Origin of the sequence: Raineyella fluvialis, assembly GCF_009646095.1 — a bacterium.
GTDB lineage: Bacteria > Actinomycetota > Actinomycetes > Propionibacteriales > Propionibacteriaceae > Raineyella > Raineyella fluvialis.
The window spans coordinates 561,651-581,308 of the sequence record NZ_CP045725.1 but is presented as its reverse complement, the minus strand read 5'-3'; the positions used below and the strand labels follow the sequence as shown (position 1 = coordinate 581,308).

General features: G+C 68.6%; 15 protein-coding genes and 2 pseudogenes. 4 read left to right on the top strand and 13 right to left on the bottom strand.

Going from position 1 to position 19,658, the window contains the following annotated elements:
• Positions 1–174 precede the first annotated feature (174 nt).
• Positions 175–1,364, top strand: a pseudogene (tuf, locus tag Rai3103_RS02635) (elongation factor Tu).
• Between the two features lie 146 nt (positions 1,365–1,510).
• Positions 1,511–1,987, top strand: coding sequence for a hemerythrin domain-containing protein (locus Rai3103_RS02630; protein ID WP_228489109.1), 477 nt, complete (start codon positions 1,511–1,513; stop codon positions 1,985–1,987).
• Between the two features lie 32 nt (positions 1,988–2,019).
• Here Rai3103_RS02630 and rraA read toward each other — a convergent pair whose 3' ends face one another.
• The 8 genes and pseudogenes from rraA to treY all read right to left on the bottom strand — a co-directional run bounded on the left by rraA (position 2,020) and on the right by treY (position 10,143).
• Positions 2,020–2,484 (bottom strand): ribonuclease E activity regulator RraA, encoded by a 465-nt coding sequence (gene rraA, locus Rai3103_RS02625; RefSeq protein ID WP_153571287.1) that lies wholly within the window; start codon positions 2,482–2,484, stop codon positions 2,020–2,022.
• A gap of 30 nt (positions 2,485–2,514) precedes the next feature.
• On the bottom strand, positions 2,515–3,798 hold the full coding sequence (locus tag Rai3103_RS02620; RefSeq protein ID WP_228489108.1) for a glycoside hydrolase family 3 N-terminal domain-containing protein: 1,284 nt from the start codon (positions 3,796–3,798) through the stop codon (positions 2,515–2,517).
• On the bottom strand, positions 3,795–4,235 hold the full coding sequence (locus Rai3103_RS17335; RefSeq protein ID WP_228489107.1) for a glycoside hydrolase family 3 protein: 441 nt from the start codon (positions 4,233–4,235) through the stop codon (positions 3,795–3,797). Before Rai3103_RS17335 ends, Rai3103_RS02620 begins: the two co-directional genes overlap by 4 nt.
• A 28-nt stretch (positions 4,236–4,263) precedes the next feature.
• Positions 4,264–4,791: an HAD family hydrolase gene (locus Rai3103_RS17330; protein ID WP_228489106.1), complete on the bottom strand. Its 528-nt coding sequence runs from the start codon at positions 4,789–4,791 to the stop codon at positions 4,264–4,266.
• Entirely contained in the window at positions 4,788–5,216 is a 429-nt protein-coding gene (locus Rai3103_RS17325; protein WP_228489105.1) for a hypothetical protein, read from the bottom strand. Before Rai3103_RS17325 ends, Rai3103_RS17330 begins: the two co-directional genes overlap by 4 nt.
• 39 nt (positions 5,217–5,255) lie before the next feature.
• Positions 5,256–6,910, bottom strand: a pseudogene (locus tag Rai3103_RS02610) (glycoside hydrolase family 3 protein).
• Positions 6,911–7,135: 225 nt separating this feature from the next.
• Positions 7,136–7,855: a DsbA family oxidoreductase gene (locus Rai3103_RS02605; RefSeq protein ID WP_228489104.1), complete on the bottom strand. Its 720-nt coding sequence runs from the start codon at positions 7,853–7,855 to the stop codon at positions 7,136–7,138.
• 14 nt (positions 7,856–7,869) lie between these two features.
• Positions 7,870–10,143: a malto-oligosyltrehalose synthase gene (gene treY, locus Rai3103_RS02600; protein ID WP_153571286.1), complete on the bottom strand. Its 2,274-nt coding sequence runs from the start codon at positions 10,141–10,143 to the stop codon at positions 7,870–7,872.
• Positions 10,144–10,248: 105 nt separating this feature from the next.
• On the opposite strand from treY, the gene Rai3103_RS02595 reads away from it, so the two are divergent.
• Together Rai3103_RS02595 and Rai3103_RS02590 are read left to right on the top strand one after the other, a co-directional pair.
• Positions 10,249–11,091, top strand: a complete 843-nt coding sequence (locus Rai3103_RS02595) for an aldo/keto reductase (protein ID WP_153571285.1) — start codon at positions 10,249–10,251, stop codon at positions 11,089–11,091.
• 96 nt (positions 11,092–11,187) lie between these two features.
• The gene (locus Rai3103_RS02590) at positions 11,188–12,168 is read left to right on the top strand and encodes a cation diffusion facilitator family transporter (RefSeq protein WP_153571284.1); all 981 of its coding nucleotides are present in this window, start codon (positions 11,188–11,190) and stop codon (positions 12,166–12,168) included.
• A gap of 26 nt (positions 12,169–12,194) precedes the next feature.
• Here the strand turns inward: Rai3103_RS02590 and Rai3103_RS02585 are convergent, their stop codons facing one another.
• From Rai3103_RS02585 to Rai3103_RS02565, 5 genes are read right to left on the bottom strand one after another with little or no spacing between them, the layout of a single operon-like run.
• Positions 12,195–12,713, bottom strand: coding sequence for a SixA phosphatase family protein (locus tag Rai3103_RS02585; protein ID WP_153571283.1), 519 nt, complete (start codon positions 12,711–12,713; stop codon positions 12,195–12,197).
• A gap of 21 nt (positions 12,714–12,734) precedes the next feature.
• The gene (gene narI, locus Rai3103_RS02580; RefSeq protein WP_153571282.1) at positions 12,735–13,532 is read right to left on the bottom strand and encodes a respiratory nitrate reductase subunit gamma; all 798 of its coding nucleotides are present in this window, start codon (positions 13,530–13,532) and stop codon (positions 12,735–12,737) included.
• A 6-nt stretch (positions 13,533–13,538) separates the two neighbouring features.
• Positions 13,539–14,267: a nitrate reductase molybdenum cofactor assembly chaperone gene (gene narJ / locus Rai3103_RS02575; protein WP_153571281.1), complete on the bottom strand. Its 729-nt coding sequence runs from the start codon at positions 14,265–14,267 to the stop codon at positions 13,539–13,541.
• On the bottom strand, positions 14,264–15,883 hold the full coding sequence (gene narH / locus Rai3103_RS02570; protein ID WP_153571280.1) for a nitrate reductase subunit beta: 1,620 nt from the start codon (positions 15,881–15,883) through the stop codon (positions 14,264–14,266). The genes narJ and narH overlap by 4 nt, the downstream gene beginning before the upstream one ends.
• Positions 15,883–19,653: a nitrate reductase subunit alpha gene (locus Rai3103_RS02565; RefSeq protein ID WP_153571279.1), complete on the bottom strand. Its 3,771-nt coding sequence runs from the start codon at positions 19,651–19,653 to the stop codon at positions 15,883–15,885. The genes narH and Rai3103_RS02565 overlap by 1 nt, the downstream gene beginning before the upstream one ends.
• Between the last annotated feature and the right edge of the window lie 5 nt (positions 19,654–19,658).

Genomic DNA, 19,658 nt, shown 5'->3' with positions numbered 1-19,658 from the left:
CTCCTGTTCGGCGCCGCATACGATTGACCGGGTAGTATATCCGCGGTTTGACTATGCGGCGCCGGTGCAGAAAACTTGTCCGGGTCACCCTCCGGGGACCCGGCAAGTCGTCAGACCGGTAGAAATCAACGCGCGCCTCGCAACCAGTGAGGCGACCATCAAGAAGGAGCCCCAGTGGCAAAGGCCAAGTTCGAGCGGACCAAGCCGCACGTCAACATCGGCACCATCGGGCACATCGACCACGGCAAGACCACTCTGACCGCGGCGATCTCGAAGGTGCTCCACGACAAGTACCCGGACCTGAACGAGGAGTCCCCCTTCGACTCCATCGACAAGGCCCCGAGGAGCGTCAGCGCGGTATCACCATCTCGATCGCTCACATCGAGTACCAGACCGAGAAGCGGCACTACGCGCACGTTGACTGCCCGGGTCACGCCGACTACGTCAAGAACATGATCACCGGTGCTGCCCAGATGGACGGCGCCATCCTGGTCGTGGCCGCGACCGACGGCCCGATGCCGCAGACGCGCGAGCACGTGCTGCTCGCCCGCCAGGTGGGCGTGCCGGCCATGGTCGTCGCGCTGAACAAGTGCGACATGGTCGACGACCCCGAGCTCATCGAGCTCGTCGAGATGGAGGTCCGCGAGCTGCTGGCGTCCCAGGAGTTCGACGAGGACTGCCCGGTCGTCCAGATCTCCGCCTACCAGGCGCTGCAGGGTGACCCGAAGTGGACCAAGTCCATCGAGGACCTGATGGAGGCCGTCGACGACTACATCCCGACCCCGGCCCGTGAGACCGACAAGCCCTTCCTGATGCCCGTCGAGGACGTCTTCACGATCACCGGTCGTGGCACCGTCGTCACCGGTCGTATCGAGCGCGGCGTGATCAAGGTCAACGAGCAGGTCGAGATCGTCGGCATCCACGACGCCACCCAGACCACCACGGTCACCGGCGTCGAGATGTTCCGCAAGCTGCTCGACACCGGCGAGGCCGGCGAGAACGTCGGTCTGCTGCTGCGTGGCACCAAGAAGGAAGACGTGCAGCGCGGCATGGTCGTCTGCAAGCCCGGTTCGGTCACCCCGCACACCGAGTTCGAGGGCCGCGTCTACATCCTGAACAAGGAGGAGGGCGGCCGTCACAAGCCGTTCTTCGCGCACTACTCCCCGCAGTTCTACTTCCGCACCACCGACGTCACCGGGGCCATCGAGCTGCCCGAGGGTGTCGACATGGTCATGCCTGGTGACAACACCGACATGAAGGTGAAGCTCATTCACCCCATCGCCATGGAAGAGGGCCTGAAGTTCGCCATCCGTGAGGGTGGCCGCACCGTCGGCGCCGGCAACGTCACCAAGATCCTCAAGTGATCCTGGCGCACTCGTCGCGCTGATCAGGCACCGCTGATCGCAGCACAGTAGGCCCGTCCCCGCAAGGGGGCGGGCCTACTGGCGTTCGGGGGCCGCGCCATTACTGCGTCCTTGACCGTCAGAAATCGACGTGTGAGGATCGCGGCATGTGCAACTACTGCGGCTGCCAGGACATGACGCTGATCCGCGACTACTACGCGGAGCACAACAGCTCCCGTGATCTGGCCGACGCCGCGAGGCGGGCGATGGACGCGGGGGAGTACGACCTGGCCCGTGAGGAGGTCGCCCGGCTGGCGGTTGAGTTGGAGGACCACTGGCAGGGGGAGGAGGGCGGCCTGTTCGCGGTGATGGTCGAGCGCTACCCCGACGACTTCGCCGACTACATCCGCCCGCTCGTCGAGGAACATCGTGCTCTCGCCGCGTTCCTCGCCACCCTGGACGTCACCGACGCCAGCCACCGCCAGGCCTTCGCCGACGAGGTGCTCGAGTTGCACGAGCACATGCTGCGCGAGGAGGACTCGCTGTTCCCCGCCTCGGTGGTGACCTTCGACGGCCAGGACTGGACCCGGGCGATCGACGGCTGGCAGCAGGCGCATCCGGACCGCGAACTGATCGCGGACTGATCGCTGATTGATCGCCGACTGACCGTGATCGGTCAGCGGAAGACGACGATGCCGTCCTCGTCGCTGACCAGATGAGCACCCGGAGCGAACGTGACGCCCCCGAAGGTGACCGGCACGTCACGTTCGCCGATGCCGTCCTTGCGGCTCTTGCGAGGGTTGGTACCGAGGGCTTTGATGCCGAGGTCCACCTCGGCAAGCGCCGGGCTGTCCCGGACGACGCCGTTGACGATCACGCCCTCCCATGCGTTGTCGGCCCCGAGGCCCGCGATGACGTCCCCGACGAGCGCGGCCTCGAGGGAGCCACCGCCGTCGACGACGAGCACCCTGCCGCGACCGGGCTCACCCAGGACCGACTTCAGCAGCACATTGTCCTGGAAGCAGCGGACGGTCGTGACGGTGCCCTCGAAGGCCTTTCTCCGCCCGAACTGGCGGAACTGCAGCCAGCAGCTGGCGAGGGTGTCCCCGTACTCGTCGTACAGATCAGGCGTCGGCTTCATGAGCCGAAGCCTAAAGGGTTTCAGGGCTGGTCAGACGCGGGCCTGCCACTTGTCGGTCCAGACCAGCTCGTTCGGCGTGCCCTTGAATGGCGACTTCCCCTCGAGCTTGTCGAGGGTCTGGCGGATGGTCTCCTCGTTGGCGGCGTACGCGTTGACGTAGCACTTCACCATCGTCGCGTCGTGGAGATGCGTGGTGTAGTTGAACGACACCATGAAGGTCGGCACCTCGTGGACGTACCACGGGCACTCGTTGCTCATCGCGGTCTTCCACTGGATCCGGTAGGTGTTCTGCGCTCCGTAGCCGATCACCTCGGCGACGATGAGCGCTGCGTCGACCTCGGCCCGATAGGTCAGCGTGGGGCCCTTGATCCGGGTGGTGCCGTCGTTGACGGTGACCTGGTAGCCGCGGGACTCCAGCTCGGCCTTGACGGCTTCGACCGTCGCGTCGCCGGCGTCGATGATGCCGCCCTTCTCGCCGCTCAGGTAGTAGAGCCTGATCCGCTTGTGGTCGATCGGGTTGAGCGGGAGCTGGTCGAGGGTGTTCTTGACCAGGGTGATGCCCTTGTCGGCGGCCTCGGCGCGCAGCTGCAGGTGCTCCGCACAGCCGACGACCGCGAGGTCCTCGGGCTGCTTGAGCAGTGTGCCGGCCGCCTTCTTCTCGTGCAGCCGCAGCTTGGCCTTCAGGCCGAGGATGCGGCGCAGCGCGTCGGTCATCCGCTCCTCGGTGATCACCCCGTCGCGGTAGCCCTTGAGCATGAAGTTCCAGTCCTCATCGATGTCGTTGAAGAACAGGAACATGTCACAGCCCGCCGCGATCGCGGCCGGCACGTAGTCCTCGCGCCGCATGGCCGACGTCATGCCGAGCATGTGCGAGGCGTCGGTGATCAGCATGCCGTTGAAGTCGAGCTTCTCCTTGAGCAGACCGGTGGCCAGCTCAGGGGCGAGGGTGGCGGGCAGGATGTCCTTGTCCTGCAGACCGGGCACGAGGGCCTTCTGGTAGGCGGGGACGGCGATGTGGCCGGCCATGAACATCTCCACGCCGTTGTCGATGTGGTGCCGGTAGACCTTCCCGTAGGAGGCGTCCCATTCGTCGACGCTCAGCGAGTTGTTGCCCAGCACCAGGTGCTGGTCGCGCTCCTCGTCGCCGTCGCCCGGGAAGTGCTTGATGCAGCAGATGACCTCCGACTGCTTCAGGCCCTCGATGTATGCCGAGGTGTAGGTGATCACGTCTTCGGCGTTCGTCCCGTACGCCCGGGTGTTGACGATGGTGTTGCGCCAGTTGGACAGGATGTCCACGCAGGGGTCGAAGTTCACGTTGACCCCAGCGCGGACTCCTCGCGCCCCGAGACGTAGCCGGCGGCGCGGGCCACGGCCGTGTCGCGGGAGGCTTCGCACTGCGCGCCGGAGGCCACGTACGTGCCGTCCTTGCAGGCGCCGTTCCCCCCGGCGTCACAGTTGGCCGCGATCAGCAGCGGGATCTTCGAGTCGCGCTGCAGCTCGTTGAGTAGCTGCTGGACCTGGTCGGACGTGCCGCCGTTGTAGCGCGCGCCGCCGATGTGGTAGCGGTCCAGGATCTCCTTGTTGCTCAGAGTGTTGCCGGAGAACGGGTCCCCGCCGAAGAAGAACAGATTGGTGAAGAGCTGGCCGACCTTCTCCTCGTCGGTCATCGAGGCGATGGTGTCCTCGACCCATCCGATCTGGTCGGCATCGAGTGCATAGGGCTTGGCGGTGAGGTCGACGAGTCGGGGCATGGGCTGTTCCCTTCGTGGTTCGGGTGGACTACTTGACCGTCGGCATGCTGATGGCGCGATGGCCGGAGATCGTCTCCCACGGCACCTCTGCGGGCAGCATCGCGTTGAACTCGTCGATCAGTTGCTGCTGGTAGGCGCCGGCGTACGTCCCGGCGAGGAATCGCGGCAGCGCCTCCGCGGTGAACCGGAGCCAGGACTCCTTCTCCCGACCCGGCAGGATCGGGTAGTACTGCACACCCACCTTGGCGGCGGCGTCCCGGTCGCCCGGTGCGTCCCCGATCAGCATGATGTGGTCGTCGGCGTACTTGCCCTTCGCGGCGTACTCGACGTGCTCGGCCTTCGAGCCCATCTCCTGGCCCGCGATCACGTGCATGTACGGGGCCAGGCCGTGCTCGGTCCACTCCCGCTTGAGGGCGTCGAGCGGCGTGGCGGAGACGGTCATCTCGTCGACGCTGTCGAACATCGTCGCCATCGCCTCGCGGACGCCGGGGAACGGGCCACAGCCGTGCACCATGTCGGCGATCCGGGCGTTCACGTCATTGCCCCAGGCGATCATCCGGTCCACGGTGGGGGAGGGGTGCTCGGCGGCGAAGGCGGCGACCCCTTGTCCGACAGCGGGTGGTCCGACTCGATGAACGCGGTCAGCTCCGGGTACTCGGGGATCACCACGCCCCGCTCGGCCACCTCGGTGCGGTCCCGCAGCAGGTCGAGCACCTGCCGCAGGGCCAGCCAGCGGTTGAGGCCGCGGGTGATGGAGCCCAGGTTGACGAACAGCGCGGTCTGGCGCGCCAGGGTGGAGATGGGCTGCAGGTCCCAGGCCTTGATGTAGGCAGGGGTGAAGCACTCCTGGTGCTTGATGTCCATGGCGTCCATGGCGCACCCGTCGGAGTCGATGCCGACGAAGAAATCCTTGGTGGGAACGAAGTCGAGCAGCACCTGGGCGGCCGCGGGTGCGGTGCCGGGCATGGGCCTGGGGGTCATGGGAGTCGTCCTGTCCGAGCGCTGGTGGGGAGAAGGAGGTCAGATGAGGCTGTCGCGCAGGCCGCCGAGGGCATCGACCGGGGATACCCCGGTGAACTCAGAGCGGCCCTCGAGCTTGTCGAGCACCGCGTCCAGGGTGAAGTCCTTGTCGTCGTACGCGTTGATGAAGGTCTTCACCTGGGGAACGTCCGGCAGGTGGTTGGGCGAGTGGAACGAGACGAAGATCGTCGGGATCTCGTGCACGTACCACGGGATGTCCAGGGTCCCCTTGGTGGAGGGCCAGTAGACCCGCTCGATCGGCTGCATCAGCCCCTCGACCTTGGCGGCGGAGATGACCAGGTCGTAGTTGTCGGTCAGGTCGGAGATCGGCGCCTTGCCCTCGTACGCGCTCATCACCAGCTTCGCGAGCTCCTCCTCGCCCTTGCCGGCGGCCTTGCGCTTGAGCGACTCGTAGACGCTCGCCTGGTAGCCGCGCTCGCAGAGCTTGGCGGCCAGTCGGTCGGCGGGGTGTCCGGCGCCACCGCCCAGGGAGGCCATCGGGTTCGGGGCACCCTCGACGGGCACGACGAGGATCCGCCGGTACTTCTCCGGCGAGATGGGCAACGGGTGGAAGCGCTCGTCCCGGTCCTTGACCAGCGTGATCGCCTTCTCCGCGACCTCCACGGCGATGGCCCGGTTCTCCGGGCGGCCGATGCTGGCGAGCGCCTCGTCCTTCGGCGCCAGCAGCTGCTCGCGCGGGGTGCGGTGCAGGCCGATGCGGGCCTTCAGGCCGAGCGTCCGGGTGATGGCCTCGTCGAGCCGTTCCCGGGAGAGGGTGCCGTCCTCGACGGCCTGCTTCATCCAGGCGATGTCCTCGTCGGGGTCGTTGAAGAAGAGGAACAGGTCACAGCCGGCGTTGATCGCGGCCGGCAGCAACTCGCGGCGCGGCATCGCACCGCTCATCGCGACCATGTGGGAGGCGTCGGTGACGACCACACCGTTGAAGCCCAGCTTGCCGCGGAGCAGATCGGTGGTGATCTCCTTGCAGAGCGTCGCCGGCAGGATGTCCTCGTCGGTCATCGACGGGTCGAAGTGCTTCTGGTAGCTCGGCAGGGCGATGTGGCCGGCCATGATCGACGGCAGACCGGCGTCGATCAGGCCCTGGTAGACGGTGCCGAAGGTGGCGTCCCAGTCCTCGGTGGAGAGCCAGTTCGGGGCGGAGGACAGATGCTGGTCGCGCTCGTCGATGCCGTCACCGGGCCAGTGCTTGGCGGCGGGCATGATGCCGGCCTCCTGGATGCCCTTCATGTATGCCAGGCTCATCCGCAGCACCATGCCCGGGTCCTGTCCCAGGTACGGACCGAGATGATCGGGTTGCGCCAGTTGTTGTTGAGGTCGACGATCGGCGCGAAGGACCAGTTGCAGCCGATGGCGGCCGCCTCGACACCGGAGATCCGGCCCATCTCGTAGGCGTAGCGCTCGTCGCCGGTCGCGGCGATCTTGATCTCGTGGCCGACGTAGGTGCCGTCGTTGGCCGCGCCGTTGCCGCCGGCCTCGGTGTTCGCGGCGATCAGCAGCGGGATGGTGGCGTTGTCCTGGAGGACCTTGTTCTGCTCCCAGATGTCGGCGGCGGGGGCCTTCTGGTAACGCACGCCGGCGATGTGGTAGTCGCGGAGCACACCCTTGAGGTATTCCGGGTCCCGGCTCGAGCCCATGTTGATGAAGAGCTGGCCGATCTTCTCGTCCAGCGACATGGACGCCAGCGTCCGCTCGACCCAGGCGACCCCGTCATCATCCAGGTTGTAGGGAATGGCCCTCAGATCCACCACTTCTGACTCCTCGTTGTGTCAGCGCTGTCTCGCGCGGGAACACATTCACGGTACGGTCAGGAGTCGGGCGGGCGGCGGCTGATGCCAACAGTTGCCGTGGTGGGCGCAGGGTCAGGCGCAGCCCTCCGGCCCGCAGGCCGGGGCGTCGGTGGCGTCGATGGTGATGAAGTTGCGGGGCGCCGGCTCGGTCTCCTCCCAGACCTTCTGCAACGCCTGGGCGAAGAGCTCGGTCGGCTGCGCGCCCGAGATGGCGTACTTGTCCTCCAGGACGAAGAACGGCACCCCGGTGACGCCGATGGAGCGCGCCGTGCGGAAGTCGGCGAGCACCTCCGCGCGGATCGCGTCGTCCTCCAGAGCCGTGCGGACCGCGTCCTCGTCGAGGCCGTGCCGTGCGCCGATGGCCACCAGGACGTCAGGATCGCTGATCGCCTCGCCACGGACGAAGTGAGCGTCGAGGAGGTCGTCCTTCACCGCCGCGACATCGATGCCGGGGGTCCGCCTGGCCAGGTGCAGCAGTTGATGGCCACGCAGCGAGTTGGCCGGGACGAGGTGCTCGTAGTCGTACGTGAGGCCGACGGTCTCCGCCTGGTCGCAGACCACCGCGATCATCTGCTCCGCCTGCTCGGCCGAGATCCCCTTGGCCTGCGCGAGGTACTCCGCTTCGCTGCCCTGGAAACGCTCCGGCAGCTCCGGGTCCAACTGGTAGGAACGCCAGGTCACCCGGACGTCGTCGCGATGCGCGAAGTCCGCCAGCGCCGCCTCGAAACGTCGCTTGCCGATGTAGCACCAGGGGCAGGCGATGTCCGACCAGATGTCCACGCGCAGGGTCATGGCGACCTTCTCTCTCACTGCCTGACGAGCAGGCCCACCGGGTAGTCGACGAGGATCGTCGACAAGGCGACCGTACCCGACCACTCCAGGCCCTGGAGCTGCCCGCGGTAGGTGCCGTCGAGGTGCAGCACCGTGTCGCGCCAGCCGCCCTGGTGCGTGAGTCCGTACGGCAGCCGCGTCGCCAGGGTGATCGCCCCGCCGCGGTCGAAGGCGACGAGGTGCTCGGCGGCCGGTCCCTCCGCGTACAGCGGCGTGTACCCGGTGAAGAGGTCGGGCCGTTCCCGTCGCAGCCGCAGGGCACGGGAGGTCACCCACAGCTTGGCCGCCCCGCTGGCGTCCAGTGGCGGCGCGTCACTGCGGCGGAGCAGCTCGGCGCAGGCGGCGAAATCGACCGGCCGGCGGTTGTCCGGGTCGACCAGCGACTCGTCCCACAGCTCGGTGCCCTGGTAGACGTCGGGGACCCCGGGCATGGTGAGCTGGACCAGCTTCTGACTGAGGGAGTTCGACCATCCGGGGCGGGCGACGAGCCCGAGGACCGTACGCATGAGCTCGACGGTATCCGGGTCGTCGTAGGCCCGGTCGATGGCCGCGTGCACCTCGTGCTCGAACTCGACGTTCGGGTCGGTCCAGCTGGTCTCGTCGGAGGCCTCACGCATGGCCTTCGTGGCGTACGCGTGCATCCGCTCCCGGGCGATCGGAGCCGCGCCGATGAACGTCTGGGCGAGCAGGTAGGCCAGCGAACGGTTGGCGATGTCCATCCGGTCGACCACGCCCTGGGCGAACGGACCCCAGATGTCGCCGATCTCGGAGAGGACGTTGAGCCTGGCGCGGACGTCCTCGCTGCGCTTCGTGTCATGCGTCGACAGGGAGGTCATCGAGTCCGGCCAGTGGGCCTGCCGGGTGGCCAGCCGCCGGTGGAACTCGTCGGTGCTGATCCCGAAGGTGCCGGGGTCGCCGCCCACTTCGTTGAGGGCGATGAACCGGGAGTAGCGGTAGTAGGCGGTGTCCTCGACGCCCTTGGCCATCACCGCACCGCACAGCTGTTGGAAGCGGCAGGCCACCTCGTCGGTGCGGTCGTGCAGGCGGCCGCTGATCTGGCCGATCGTCTCGGCCAGGTCGGGCCGGGCCTCGGCGGCGGCCCGTTCGGCGGCGACCAGGTAACCGTCGCCATGCGGCAGGTAGGACCGGTACACCTCGAAGCGGGCGGCGATCTCGGCCAGCGCGGACTCGAGCGGTTCCTGCTCGATCTCCGGCGCCAGCCGGGCGATCCGGCGCCGCTCCGCCTCGAGGAGGTCGTAGGCCGCGGTGAGCTTGCCCTCGAGCACGTGGTCCGCGATCCCGACCTTGTCACCGGTGATCGAGGTGTAGATCCGGCTGAACTGCTTCTCGGCCTGGGGGTCGAGGAAGACCGCGCCGGCATCGAACATCGCGTCGTACCCGCTGGTCCCCTGGATGGGCCAGGTCGGCAGCTGCTCGTCGCGCTCGAGGATCTTCTCCCCGACGATCCAGGCGTCCGGGGCGAGTTCGCGCAGCCGTACGAAGTAGCCGCCCGGGTCGCGCAGGCCGTCGGGATGGTCGACCCGCAGCCCGTCGACCTGTCCCTCGGCGATCCAGCGGGCGATCCGCTCGTGGGTCGCGGTGAAGACCTGGGGGTCCTCCTGGCGTAGACCGGCCAGGGTCGTGACGCTGAAGAAGCGGCGGTAGGTGATCTCGGTGTCCCCGCGCCGCCACGAGATCAGCCGGTAGTGCTGGCGACCGTGCACCGCGGCCGCGGAATCACCGGGTTCCCAGGTGCCGTCCGCGACGGGATAGCGGTGGCCGTAGTAGTCGAGCTGCGCCTCGCCGTCGGTGACGACCAGGGTCAGGTGCTCGTCGCGGTCCTCGCCGAGCACCGGCAGCAGGATCGGGTAGCGGCTCCAGTCGATGTCGTACCAGCAGGCGTACGGGGAGTCCTTGCCCTCCTTGAGGACGCTCCACCAACTGGGGTTCTGGTCGGGTTCGGCGACGCCCAGGTGGTTGGGGACGATGTCGACGACGATGCCGATGCCCGCCGCGTGGGCCGCCTCGACCAGTTCGGCCCAGGCCTCTTCCCCGCCGCGCTGGGCGTCGATCGTGGTCGGGTCGACGCAGTCATAGCCGTGCTCCGAGCCGTCGTTCGACTGCAGCACCGGCGACAGGTAGAGCGCGCCCACGCCGAGGTCCCGCAGGTAGCCGATCATGGCCGTGGCGTCCCGGAGGGTGAACTCTCCGGTGATCTGGAGCCGGTAGGTCGAGCTGGGGGTTCGCACAGGGTTTCCTTCCGTCGAGCCTGCCTCAGACTATCCGCCGTGGGAGCCTGCGTAAGGTGGAGTCGCCGACCCGGCAGTCCACGCGTTCGTACCGAGGAGGATTCCATGACCGTCCCCCAGCTGGCTCCCACCGTTCCCCTGCGCAGTGGCGGAGCCATCCCCTTGATCGGGCTCGGGACGTGGCCGATGACCGGAGCGGAGTGCACCGAGGCCGTCGCGACGGCGATCGAAGCGGGCTATCGCCTGGTCGACACCGCCGAGAACTACGACAACGAGGACGCCGTCGGGGCGGGCGTCCGCCAGGCGTCGGTCCCGCGCGACGAGGTGTTCGTGACCACCAAGTTCAACAAGAAGTGGCATGGCCGCGACCTCGTCCGCCCGGCCCTCGAGGCCGCGCTGGAGCGGATGGGCCTCGACTACGTCGACCTGCTGCTGATCCACTGGCCCAACCCTGACCAGGGTCGCTACCTGGAGGCCTTCGAGGGCATGCTCGCCGTCCAGGAGGCCGGCCTCGCCAGGGCCATCGGCACCTCCAACTTCACCGAGCAGTTCCTCACCGACCTCTTCGCCCACGATTACACCCCGGACGTCAACCAGATCGAGCTGGACCCGACCCGGCCGCGCCGTGAGCTGGTGGTGCTGGGCCGCGAGCACGGCATCGTCACCGAGGCGTGGAGCCCGCTCGGGCGCGACCACCGCGACGCCCTGGTGAGCGCACCGGCCGTCGCCGACGCCGCTCGCGAACTGGGGCGGACCCCGGCCCAGATCGTGCTGCGCTGGGAGGTCCAGCAGGACATCGTCGCGGTCCCGAAGTCAGGTGATCCGCGTCGCCAGCTGGAGAACCTGTCAGTGTTCGACTTCTCCCTGACCGACGAGCAGATGGCGGCCATCGCCGCGCTGGAGGACCCGGCTGCTGACCTGCTGGACCCGCTCCGCTTCGGGCACTGACCCCGTGGACGAGGGTCGGTTTCCCAAGCCTTACCTGCGTTTCGCTAGCCTTTCCTCGCTATCCGAGCGACCCCCGAGTGGTTACCCTCGAACCACATGAGCACCCCACAATCCGCAGGGCTGACGGTCGACACCCGCTACCTGCGACGTTTCATGTGGCTGTCGGTGGCGGCGGCCCTCGCCACCATGGGCATCAAGGGCGGTGCCGCCCTGATGACGGGGTCCGTCGGTCTGCTCTCGGACGCGATGGAGTCGATGGTCAACCTCGCCGCGGCGCTGATCGGGGTGTGGGCGCTGAGCCTGGCCGCCAAGCCCGCCGACGAGGGGCACCCGTTCGGCCACGGCAAAGCTGAGTACTTCTCCTCCCTCGCCGAGGGGGCGATGATCCTCGTCGCCGCGACCCTGATCATCTACACGGCGGTGCAGCGCCTGATCACTCCGGCGCCGGTCGAACAGCTCGAGTTCGGCCTCATCCTGGCCACCGGTGCCTCGCTGATCAATCTCGTCGTCTCCCTCGTGCTGCGGCGGGCCGGTCGTCGGCATCGATCGATCGCGCTCGAGGCGGACGGCAAGCACCTGCTGACCGACGTCTGGACTTCGGCGGGAGTGCTCGTCGGCATCGGACTGGTCTGGCTCACCAAGTGGCAGCCCCTCGACCCGATCGTCGCCCTCCTGGTCGGTGGCAACATCCTCTGGACCGGGTGGGGGCTGCTGCGGCGCTCCGGGACCCTGCTGCTGAGTTCCTCCCTCGACCCGGACGACGTCGCCAGGATCCGCGCGGTCGAGGCCGACATCGCGTCCCGGGAGCCGGTCCACTTCCTGGCCAATCAGACCGTCCAGCAGGGGCAGCTCGCGGTGGTGCACTCCTTCATGTGTGTCCCGGACGAGTGGACTGTGGGGCAGGCCCGGACCCTGGCCGAGGAGGTCAAGGTCGCGATCGGCGCGCAGTTGGGCCGCAGTGACGTCTACGTCCATGTCCAGTCCCACGAGTCGCATGACGTGCCCGAGGAGCCACTGCCGGAGAAGCCGCGGCCGGAGAAATCACGGCCCGAGAAGCCGGCCGCGCCACGCCCCTGAGGGAGCGCGGCGCGGGGAGGCCAGCGTCAGCAGACGGCCGGTAGCTCGTCGGAGCCGACGGTGCCGACGATGCGGACACCACCCCGCTCGCCGTCCGCCAGCTCCGACCAGGTGCACGGCACCTCGATCTCGGTGACGGACGAGACCGGGAAGGCGCACCGCTGGGCGTCCGCGTCGCCGTGGCCGGCGTCGTACGCCAACTCCGAGGCGAGCGTGGGCAGACCGGGGGAATGGCCCACCACCAGCAGCGCGTCGACGTCGTCCTCGATCTCGCCGATGCGCTGGAGCAGGGTGTCACTGTCGGCCAGGTAGAGCGCCTCCTGGAACTCCAGCCGCGGCCCGCCGGGCAGGTCCAGACCGGCGACGGTCTGGCGGCAGCGCTCGGCGGTGGAACTCATCACGACGCCGATGCCTCGTCCGGCCAGCAACTGCCCGGCGTCAGCGGCCTGGCGGCGGCCGAAGGCGCTGAGGGGTCGATCCTTGTCCGAGGCGGAGGAGTGCGCCTCGGCCTCGCCGTGGCGCATCAGGTACAGGTGGCGTGACATACCCCCCAGGGTACCCCGGGCTCAATCCTGCGGTTCCGGTTCGGGGCGCACCGTGCCGCCTCGCGACCGGTCGAGGGAGACCGGACCGACGATCGGTTCCCAGCCGCGGTCGGGCCGGCGGATCACGTGGTCGGCCGCCCGGGAGCGGTAGACGATGTAGGGCCGGGTCGGGTAGCCCAGCGGCACCGAGAACGCGTGGACCAGCCGGGTGTACGGCCAGACCGCGAAGAGCAGGAACGCCGCGACGACGTGGAGCTGGAAGGACAGCGGGACGTCGGCCATCAACTGGGCCTGCGGCTGCAGGATGAACAGGGAGCGCAGCCACGGCGAGATGGTGTCGCGGTAGTCGTAGCCGTCCCCGCTGCCGAAGACCTGGTGCAGCAGCGTCGCGACGATGCCGAGAACGACGGGCAGCGCCAGCAGTACGTACATCACCTTGTCGTTGGGGGAGGTGGCCTGGAACACGCCGTGGTTGAGTCGGCGCCGGACGATCAGCAGGACCAGTCCGACCACGGCGGCGACGCCGGCCAGGCCGCCCCCCACCGTCGCCAGCAGGTGGTAGCCGCTTTCGGGCAGGCCCACCGCCTCGGTCCACGACTTGGGGATCAGCAGGCCCATCACGTGCCCGGCCCCCACGGCGAGGATGCCGTAGTGGAAGAGCGGCGAACCGAGCCGCAGCATCGGGCTCTCGTACAGCTCGGAGGACTTCGTGGTCCAGCCGAACTTGTCGTGACGCCAGCGCCAGAAGGTGCCGACGACCAGCATCGTCAGGCTGATGTAGGGGAAGATGATCCACAGCAACACTGTCAGCGCGCTCATGATCCGTTACTCCTGGGGTCCGGCGGGGGGCTCGGCGAAGCCTGGTTCGCCGAGCGGGACGGGGTGCGGGCCGAGGACGTCGGCGCCGACCATCTCGGCGGGCGGCCCGCCCGCGATCAGGTCGAGGGTGCGCTGGCGGGTGGCCTCGTCGACGTGCGGCAGCGTGAGCGTGACGGCCTCGACGATCCCCGCCCAGGGACTGGCCATCTCCGTCAGAGCCTCCCGGAGCACCTCCAGCCCTTCGCGATGGGAGGCCAGCAGGACGCCGGCCACCTCGGGGTCGCCGACCGCCGAGAATTCCAGGACGACCGGGAGGTAGTCCGGCAGTTCGGCCGCGTCCAGCTCGTAACCGCAGGCCCGGTAGGCCTCCAGGAACGTCACCAGTGCGGTGCCCCGTCGGCGGGTGTCGCCGGTGAGGAAGTAGGACAGGTAGAGCGAGCACTTCCGCTTCAGGTCGAAGGTCCGGACGTACTCCTGGGCGAGTTCGTCGGGGCCCACGTGCTGCGCGCGGGCAAGGAAGGTGGCGATCCGGTCGGCGATAGGTCCGGGCAGACCGTCCAGCTCGGCCGCCACGCTCGGGTACAGGTCGAGATGGGCCTCGTCGGGGTAGTCCAGCAGCACCGAGGCCGCCATGTGCGTGACGGCGCGTTGCCGCGCGGTGTGTGGGACGGGCGGGCGGGGCTTGCGTCGTGGCCGCCCCAGGAAACCGCCGCGGCCGATTCCTGGCAGGCTCACAGCACACCTCCCGCCAGGCCCGGTTGCTGGCCGGGATAGCCGTCCAGGTCGTCGCGCCGGCTCAGAGTGAGACGCACCCGGTGCGCGACGCCGGGCGTCTCGCCGGACTCCGCATGGGTCGGGGCGCGCCCGCCGATGCCCGGACCGTTCATCCCGATGCCGCCGGGCTCGTCCAGCGAGCACCCCATCGGGTCCACCTCGGCCATCGCCCGCCCGATCTCACCGTGGGTGGTCGGGATGACGTAACGCTCGTCGTAGTCGGCGATGGCGAGCAGGCGGTACATGTCCTCGATGTCCTGACCTGACATCCCCACCGCGGCCGCGATCTCCTCCTGGGGCTCGACCCCGAGATTGACGTCGCGCATGTAGGACCGCATCGCGGCCATCCGGCGCAGGGCCAGCTCCACCGGCCGGGTGTCACCCGCGGTGAACAGTTCCGCCATGTACTCCAGCGGGATCCGCATCGTCGACAGGGCGGTCAGCAGCACCTGGTGGTCTTCGGCGTCGTTGCCGGTCCGGGAGACCTCGTCGACGATGGGGGACAGCGGCGGGACGTACCAGACCATCGGCAACGTACGGAACTCCGGGTGCAGCGGCAGGGCGACCTCGTAGTCGTGGATCAGCCGCCACACCGGGGAGCGCTGGGCCGCCTCGATCCAGTCGTGGGGGATGCCCGCCGCGGCCGCCGCGGTCTGCACGGCCGGGTCGCGGGGGTCGAGGAAGCAGCGCCGCTGGGCCGCGAGGAGCTCCTTCTCATCGGCGACCGAGGCGGCCTCGGTGACCAGGTCGGCGTCGTACAGCACGATCCCGAGGTAGCGCAGGCGCCCGACGCAGGTCTCGGAGCAGACCGTCGGCAGCCCCTCCTCGAGGCGCGGGTAGCAGAGGGTGCACTTCTCCGCCTTGCCGGTGCGGTGGTTGAAGTAGACCTTCTTGTAGGGGCAGCCCGAGATGCACATCCGCCAGCCTCGGCACTGGTCCTGGTCGACCAGCACGATGCCGTCCTCGACCCGCTTGTACATCGCGCCCGAGGGGCAGGACGCGACGCAGGACGGGTTGAGGCAGTGCTCGCAGATCCGCGGCAGGTAGAACATGAAGGTCTTCTCGTACTCGAGCCGGACCTGCTCGTTCATCTTGGCCAGGATCGGGTCGTTGACCGCGATCTCCTGGGAGCCGGCGAGGTCGTCGTCCCAGTTGGCCGACCAGGAGATCTTCATCTCGTCGCCGGTGATCAGCGAGCGGGGCCGGGCGACCGGCACGTGCGGGGAGTCCGCGGGGGCCCTCAGCAGCATGTCGTAGTCGTACGTCCACGGCTCGTAGTAGTCCGCGATGGTCGGCAGGTCGGGGTTGTGGAAGATGGTCGCCAGCTTGCGCAGGCGTCCGCCGGCACGCGGCCGGATCCGCCCGTTCGGCAGCCGGACCCAGCCGCCCTTCCAGCGCTCCTGGTCCTCGTACGAGCGGGGGTAGCCGAGCCCGGGGCGGGTCTCGACGTTGTTGAACCAGACGTACTCGAGGCCGTTCCGGTTCGTCCACGCCTGCTTGCACGTGACCGAACAGGTGTGGCACCCGATGCACTTGTCGAGGTTCATCACCATCCCCATCTGGGCCATGATCCGCATCAGTACTGCACCTCCTGGCTGCGGCGACGGATGACGGTGACCTCGTCGCGTTGGTTTCCGGTCGGGCCCACATAGTTGAAGCCGTAGGCGTGCTGGGCGTAGCCGCCGATCAGGTGGCTGGGTTTCATCAGCACCCTGGTCAGCGCGTTGTGGATGCCGCCACGCGTGCCGGAGGTCTCCGAGCGGGGCACGTCGACCGTACGTTCCGTGGCGTGGTGCATGAACACCGTTCCCTCGGGCATCCGGTGCGAGACCACTGCCCGGGCGACCACGACGCCGTTGCGGTTGTAGGACTCGACCCAGTCGTTGTCCTGGACGCCGATCTTCGCGGCATCCGCCGGCGACATCCAGATGTTGGGGCCGCCACGGCTCAACGAGAGCATGTACAGGTTGTCCTGGTATTCGGAGTGGATGGACCACTTGTTGTGCGGGGTGAGGAAGCGGACGGCGACCTCGACCGCGGCGCTCGGATGACCGGTGGTGCCGGAGCCGAGCTTGGCGTCCCCGAAGAGGCGATGCATGTCGAGCGGCGGCTTGAAGGTCGGCATGTTCTCGCCGAGATCGGCCATCCAGTCATGGTCGAGGAAGAAGTGCATCCGCCCGGTCAGGGTGTGCCACGGCTTGTCCCGCTCGACGTTCTGGACGAAGGCCGAGTAGCGGCGCCCGCCGGTCTCCGACCCGGACCACTCCGGTGAGGTGATCACCGGCTGCGGCTGCTGCTGGGTGTCGGCGACGGTGATCCGGCGGCCCTCGTTCTCCGCCGCGAGGTCGGCCAACTTGGTGCCGGTGCGCTTCTCCAGGGTGTGGAAGCCCTGGGTGGCGAGGTGTCCGTTGGAGGTGCCCGACAGCCGCAGGATCATCTCGGCGGCCTTGACGTCGGTGTCCACCAGCGGCCGGCCGGCGCACGGGCCGGACCGGGCCACGCCGTTCATCCGCGGGAGCTCGGCGATCTCCTGCTCCGGGTGCAGGACGACGCCCTTGATGCCCATCCCGGCCTTCTCGGGCAGCGGGCCGATGGTGTCGAACTTCGCCCGGATCGCGGTGTAGTCGCGCTCGATCGTGATCAGCTTGGGCATCGTCACGCCGGGGATCTTGGGCGTCTCCTCGAACGGCTTCGTCGCCCCGTGGGGCATCCCCATGGCGTCGGGCGTGTCGTGGTTCAGCGGTGCCGCCAGCAGGTCGCGGCGCGTCCCCAGGTGGGTGACCGCCATCGCGGACACGGCGCCGGCGAGGTCGCGGAAGACCTCGTAGTCGGTGCGCGACTCCCACGGCGGGGCGATCGCCGGATTGAACGAGTGGATGAACGGGTGCATGTCGGTGGTCGAGATGTCGTGCTTCTCGTACCACGTCGCGGCCGGCAGGACGAGGTCGGAATGCAGCGTCGTCGACGTCATCCGGAAGTCCATCGTCATGAACAGGTCGACCTTGCCGACGGCCGCCTCGTCATGCCAGACCATGTCGTTCGGTCGCCGCTCCGGGCCGCACTCGGCCCCCCGGACAGCGTTCGTCGCGCCGAGGAGGTGCTTGTAGAAGTATTCGGCGCCCTTCGCGGAGGAACCGAGCAGGTTCGTCCGCCAGTTGGTGACGACCCGGGGGAAGTTGTCCGGGTTGTCCGGGTCCTCGCACGCGTAGTGCAGCGTGCCCTTGTCCAGCTGGTCGATGACGTAGGCCGGCACCTCCATGCCCGCGGTGGCCGCGTCGTCGGTGATCTGCAGGGAGCTGCGGTCGAAGGTCGGGTACGAGGGCATCCAGCCGCGCTTGTTCGCTTCGATGAGCGTGTCGGCGGTGGTCCGGTTGCGCAGCCGGTCCCCGGCGAGCGGGGAGAGAAGCGCGTCGGCGGGCAGCCCGTCGTAGCGCCACTGGTCGGTGGCCAGGTACCAGTAGGAGGCAGTGGTCATGTGGCGGGTCGGCCGCTGCCAGTCCAGGGCGAAGGCGTACTGCTGGAAGCCGGTGATCGGGCGGACCTTCTCCTGGCCCACGTAGTGCGCCCAGCCGCCACCGTTGCGCCCCTGGCAACCGCACATCATCACCAGGGCGATCATCGTGCGGTAGATGGTGTCGGAGTGGAAGTAGTGGTTGGTGCCGGCGCCCATGATGATCATCGACCGGCCACCGCTGTCCGCGGCGTTGCGCGCGAACTCGCGGGCCACCCGGGTGATCTGGGCCGCCGGGACACCGGTGATCGACTCCGCCCAGGCCGGGGTGCCGACGGCATCGACATCGTCGTCGCCCTGCGGCCAGCTGCCGGGCAGTTCCGCCCGCTCGACACCGTACTGGGCGAGCATCAGGTCGTAGACGGTCGTGACCAGGCGGTCGCCCACCTGCACGGCCGGGACGCCCCGGCTGAGGACGCCGGCGGCGCCGAGGTGCTGCGAGTCCTCGTCACCCGGCTCGGGGACGACATCGAAGCGGGGCAGCAACAGCGCGGCGCTCCGGTAGGACCCGGTGTCCATCACGGACAGCACCGGGTCGATGTCGCCCAGCTCCAGATTCCACTTCCCGACGCCCGACTCGCCGAAGCGGTGACCGAGGGATCCGTTCGGCACCCGGGGGACCCCCGAGCGGTCGAGGACGACCGTACGGAAGGCCGCGTTCTCCTGACCGGCCTCCTCCGGCAGGTCCTCGGCGGTGAGGAACTTGCCGGGAACGTACGCGGTGGTGCCGTCCGGAGCCGCGTGCTCGTCGAGCGAGACCAGGTAGGGCGCGTCCGTGTAGCGCTTCATGTAGTCGTGGAAGTACGGGGTGCCCTCGGCGACGTGGAAGTCGCGGAGGATGACGTGGCCCATCGCCAGACCCAGGGCGCCGTCGGTGCCGGGGTGGATCGCCACCCACTCGTCGGCGAACTTGGTGTTGTCGGCATAGTCGGGGGAGACCGCGACCACCTTGGTGCCGCGGTAGCGCACCTCCGTCATGAAGTGCGCGTCCGGGGTCCGGGTGACCGGGACGTTGGAGCCCCACATCATCAGGTAGGAGCTGTTGTACCAGTCGCCCGACTCCGGCACGTCGGTCTGGTCACCGAAGACCTGCGGCGAGGCCATCGGCAGGTCGGCGTACCAGTCGTAGAACGACAGGATCGTGCCGCCGAGCAGTGAGTAGAAGCGGGTGCCGGCGCCGTACGAGACCTGGCTCATCGCGGGGATCACCGAGAACCCGGCGAGCCGGTCGGGCCCGTAGCGCTTGATCGTGTAGACGTGCGCGGCGGCCGCCATCTCGGTCGCCGTCTGCCAGCTGATCCGGACCAGACCGCCCTTGCCGCGCTGCGACTTGTAGGAGTGGGCCTTCTGCGGGTCTTCGACGATCGACTGCCAGGCGTCGACCGGGTCGGGGTGCTCCTCCTTGGCGCGGCGCCAGAGGCTGAGCAGCACGGAGCGCGCGTACGGGTAGCGGACCCGAGTGGGGGAGTAGGTGTACCAGCTGAACGCCGCACCGCGCGGGCAGCCCCGGGGCTCGTAGTCCGGCATGTCCGGACCGGTGTCCGGGTAGTCGGTCTGCTGCGCCTCCCAGGTGATGATGCCGTCCTTGACGTACACCTTCCAGGAGCAGGATCCGGTGCAGTTGACGCCGTGGGTGGAGCGGACGACCTTGTCGTGCGACCAGCGGTCCCGGTAGAAGACGTCCCCCTCGCGCCCACCGGTGAGGAACAACTGGCGCTTGTCGGACGAGGCCGTGCCACGGCGGAAGAAGGTGCCGAGGCCGAGCAGACCGTTGTCGTCACTCGGTGGGCCGCCCGCGCGCTCGCGCGACCCTGGGGAACCTGCGGTGGTCGTCATGGGAA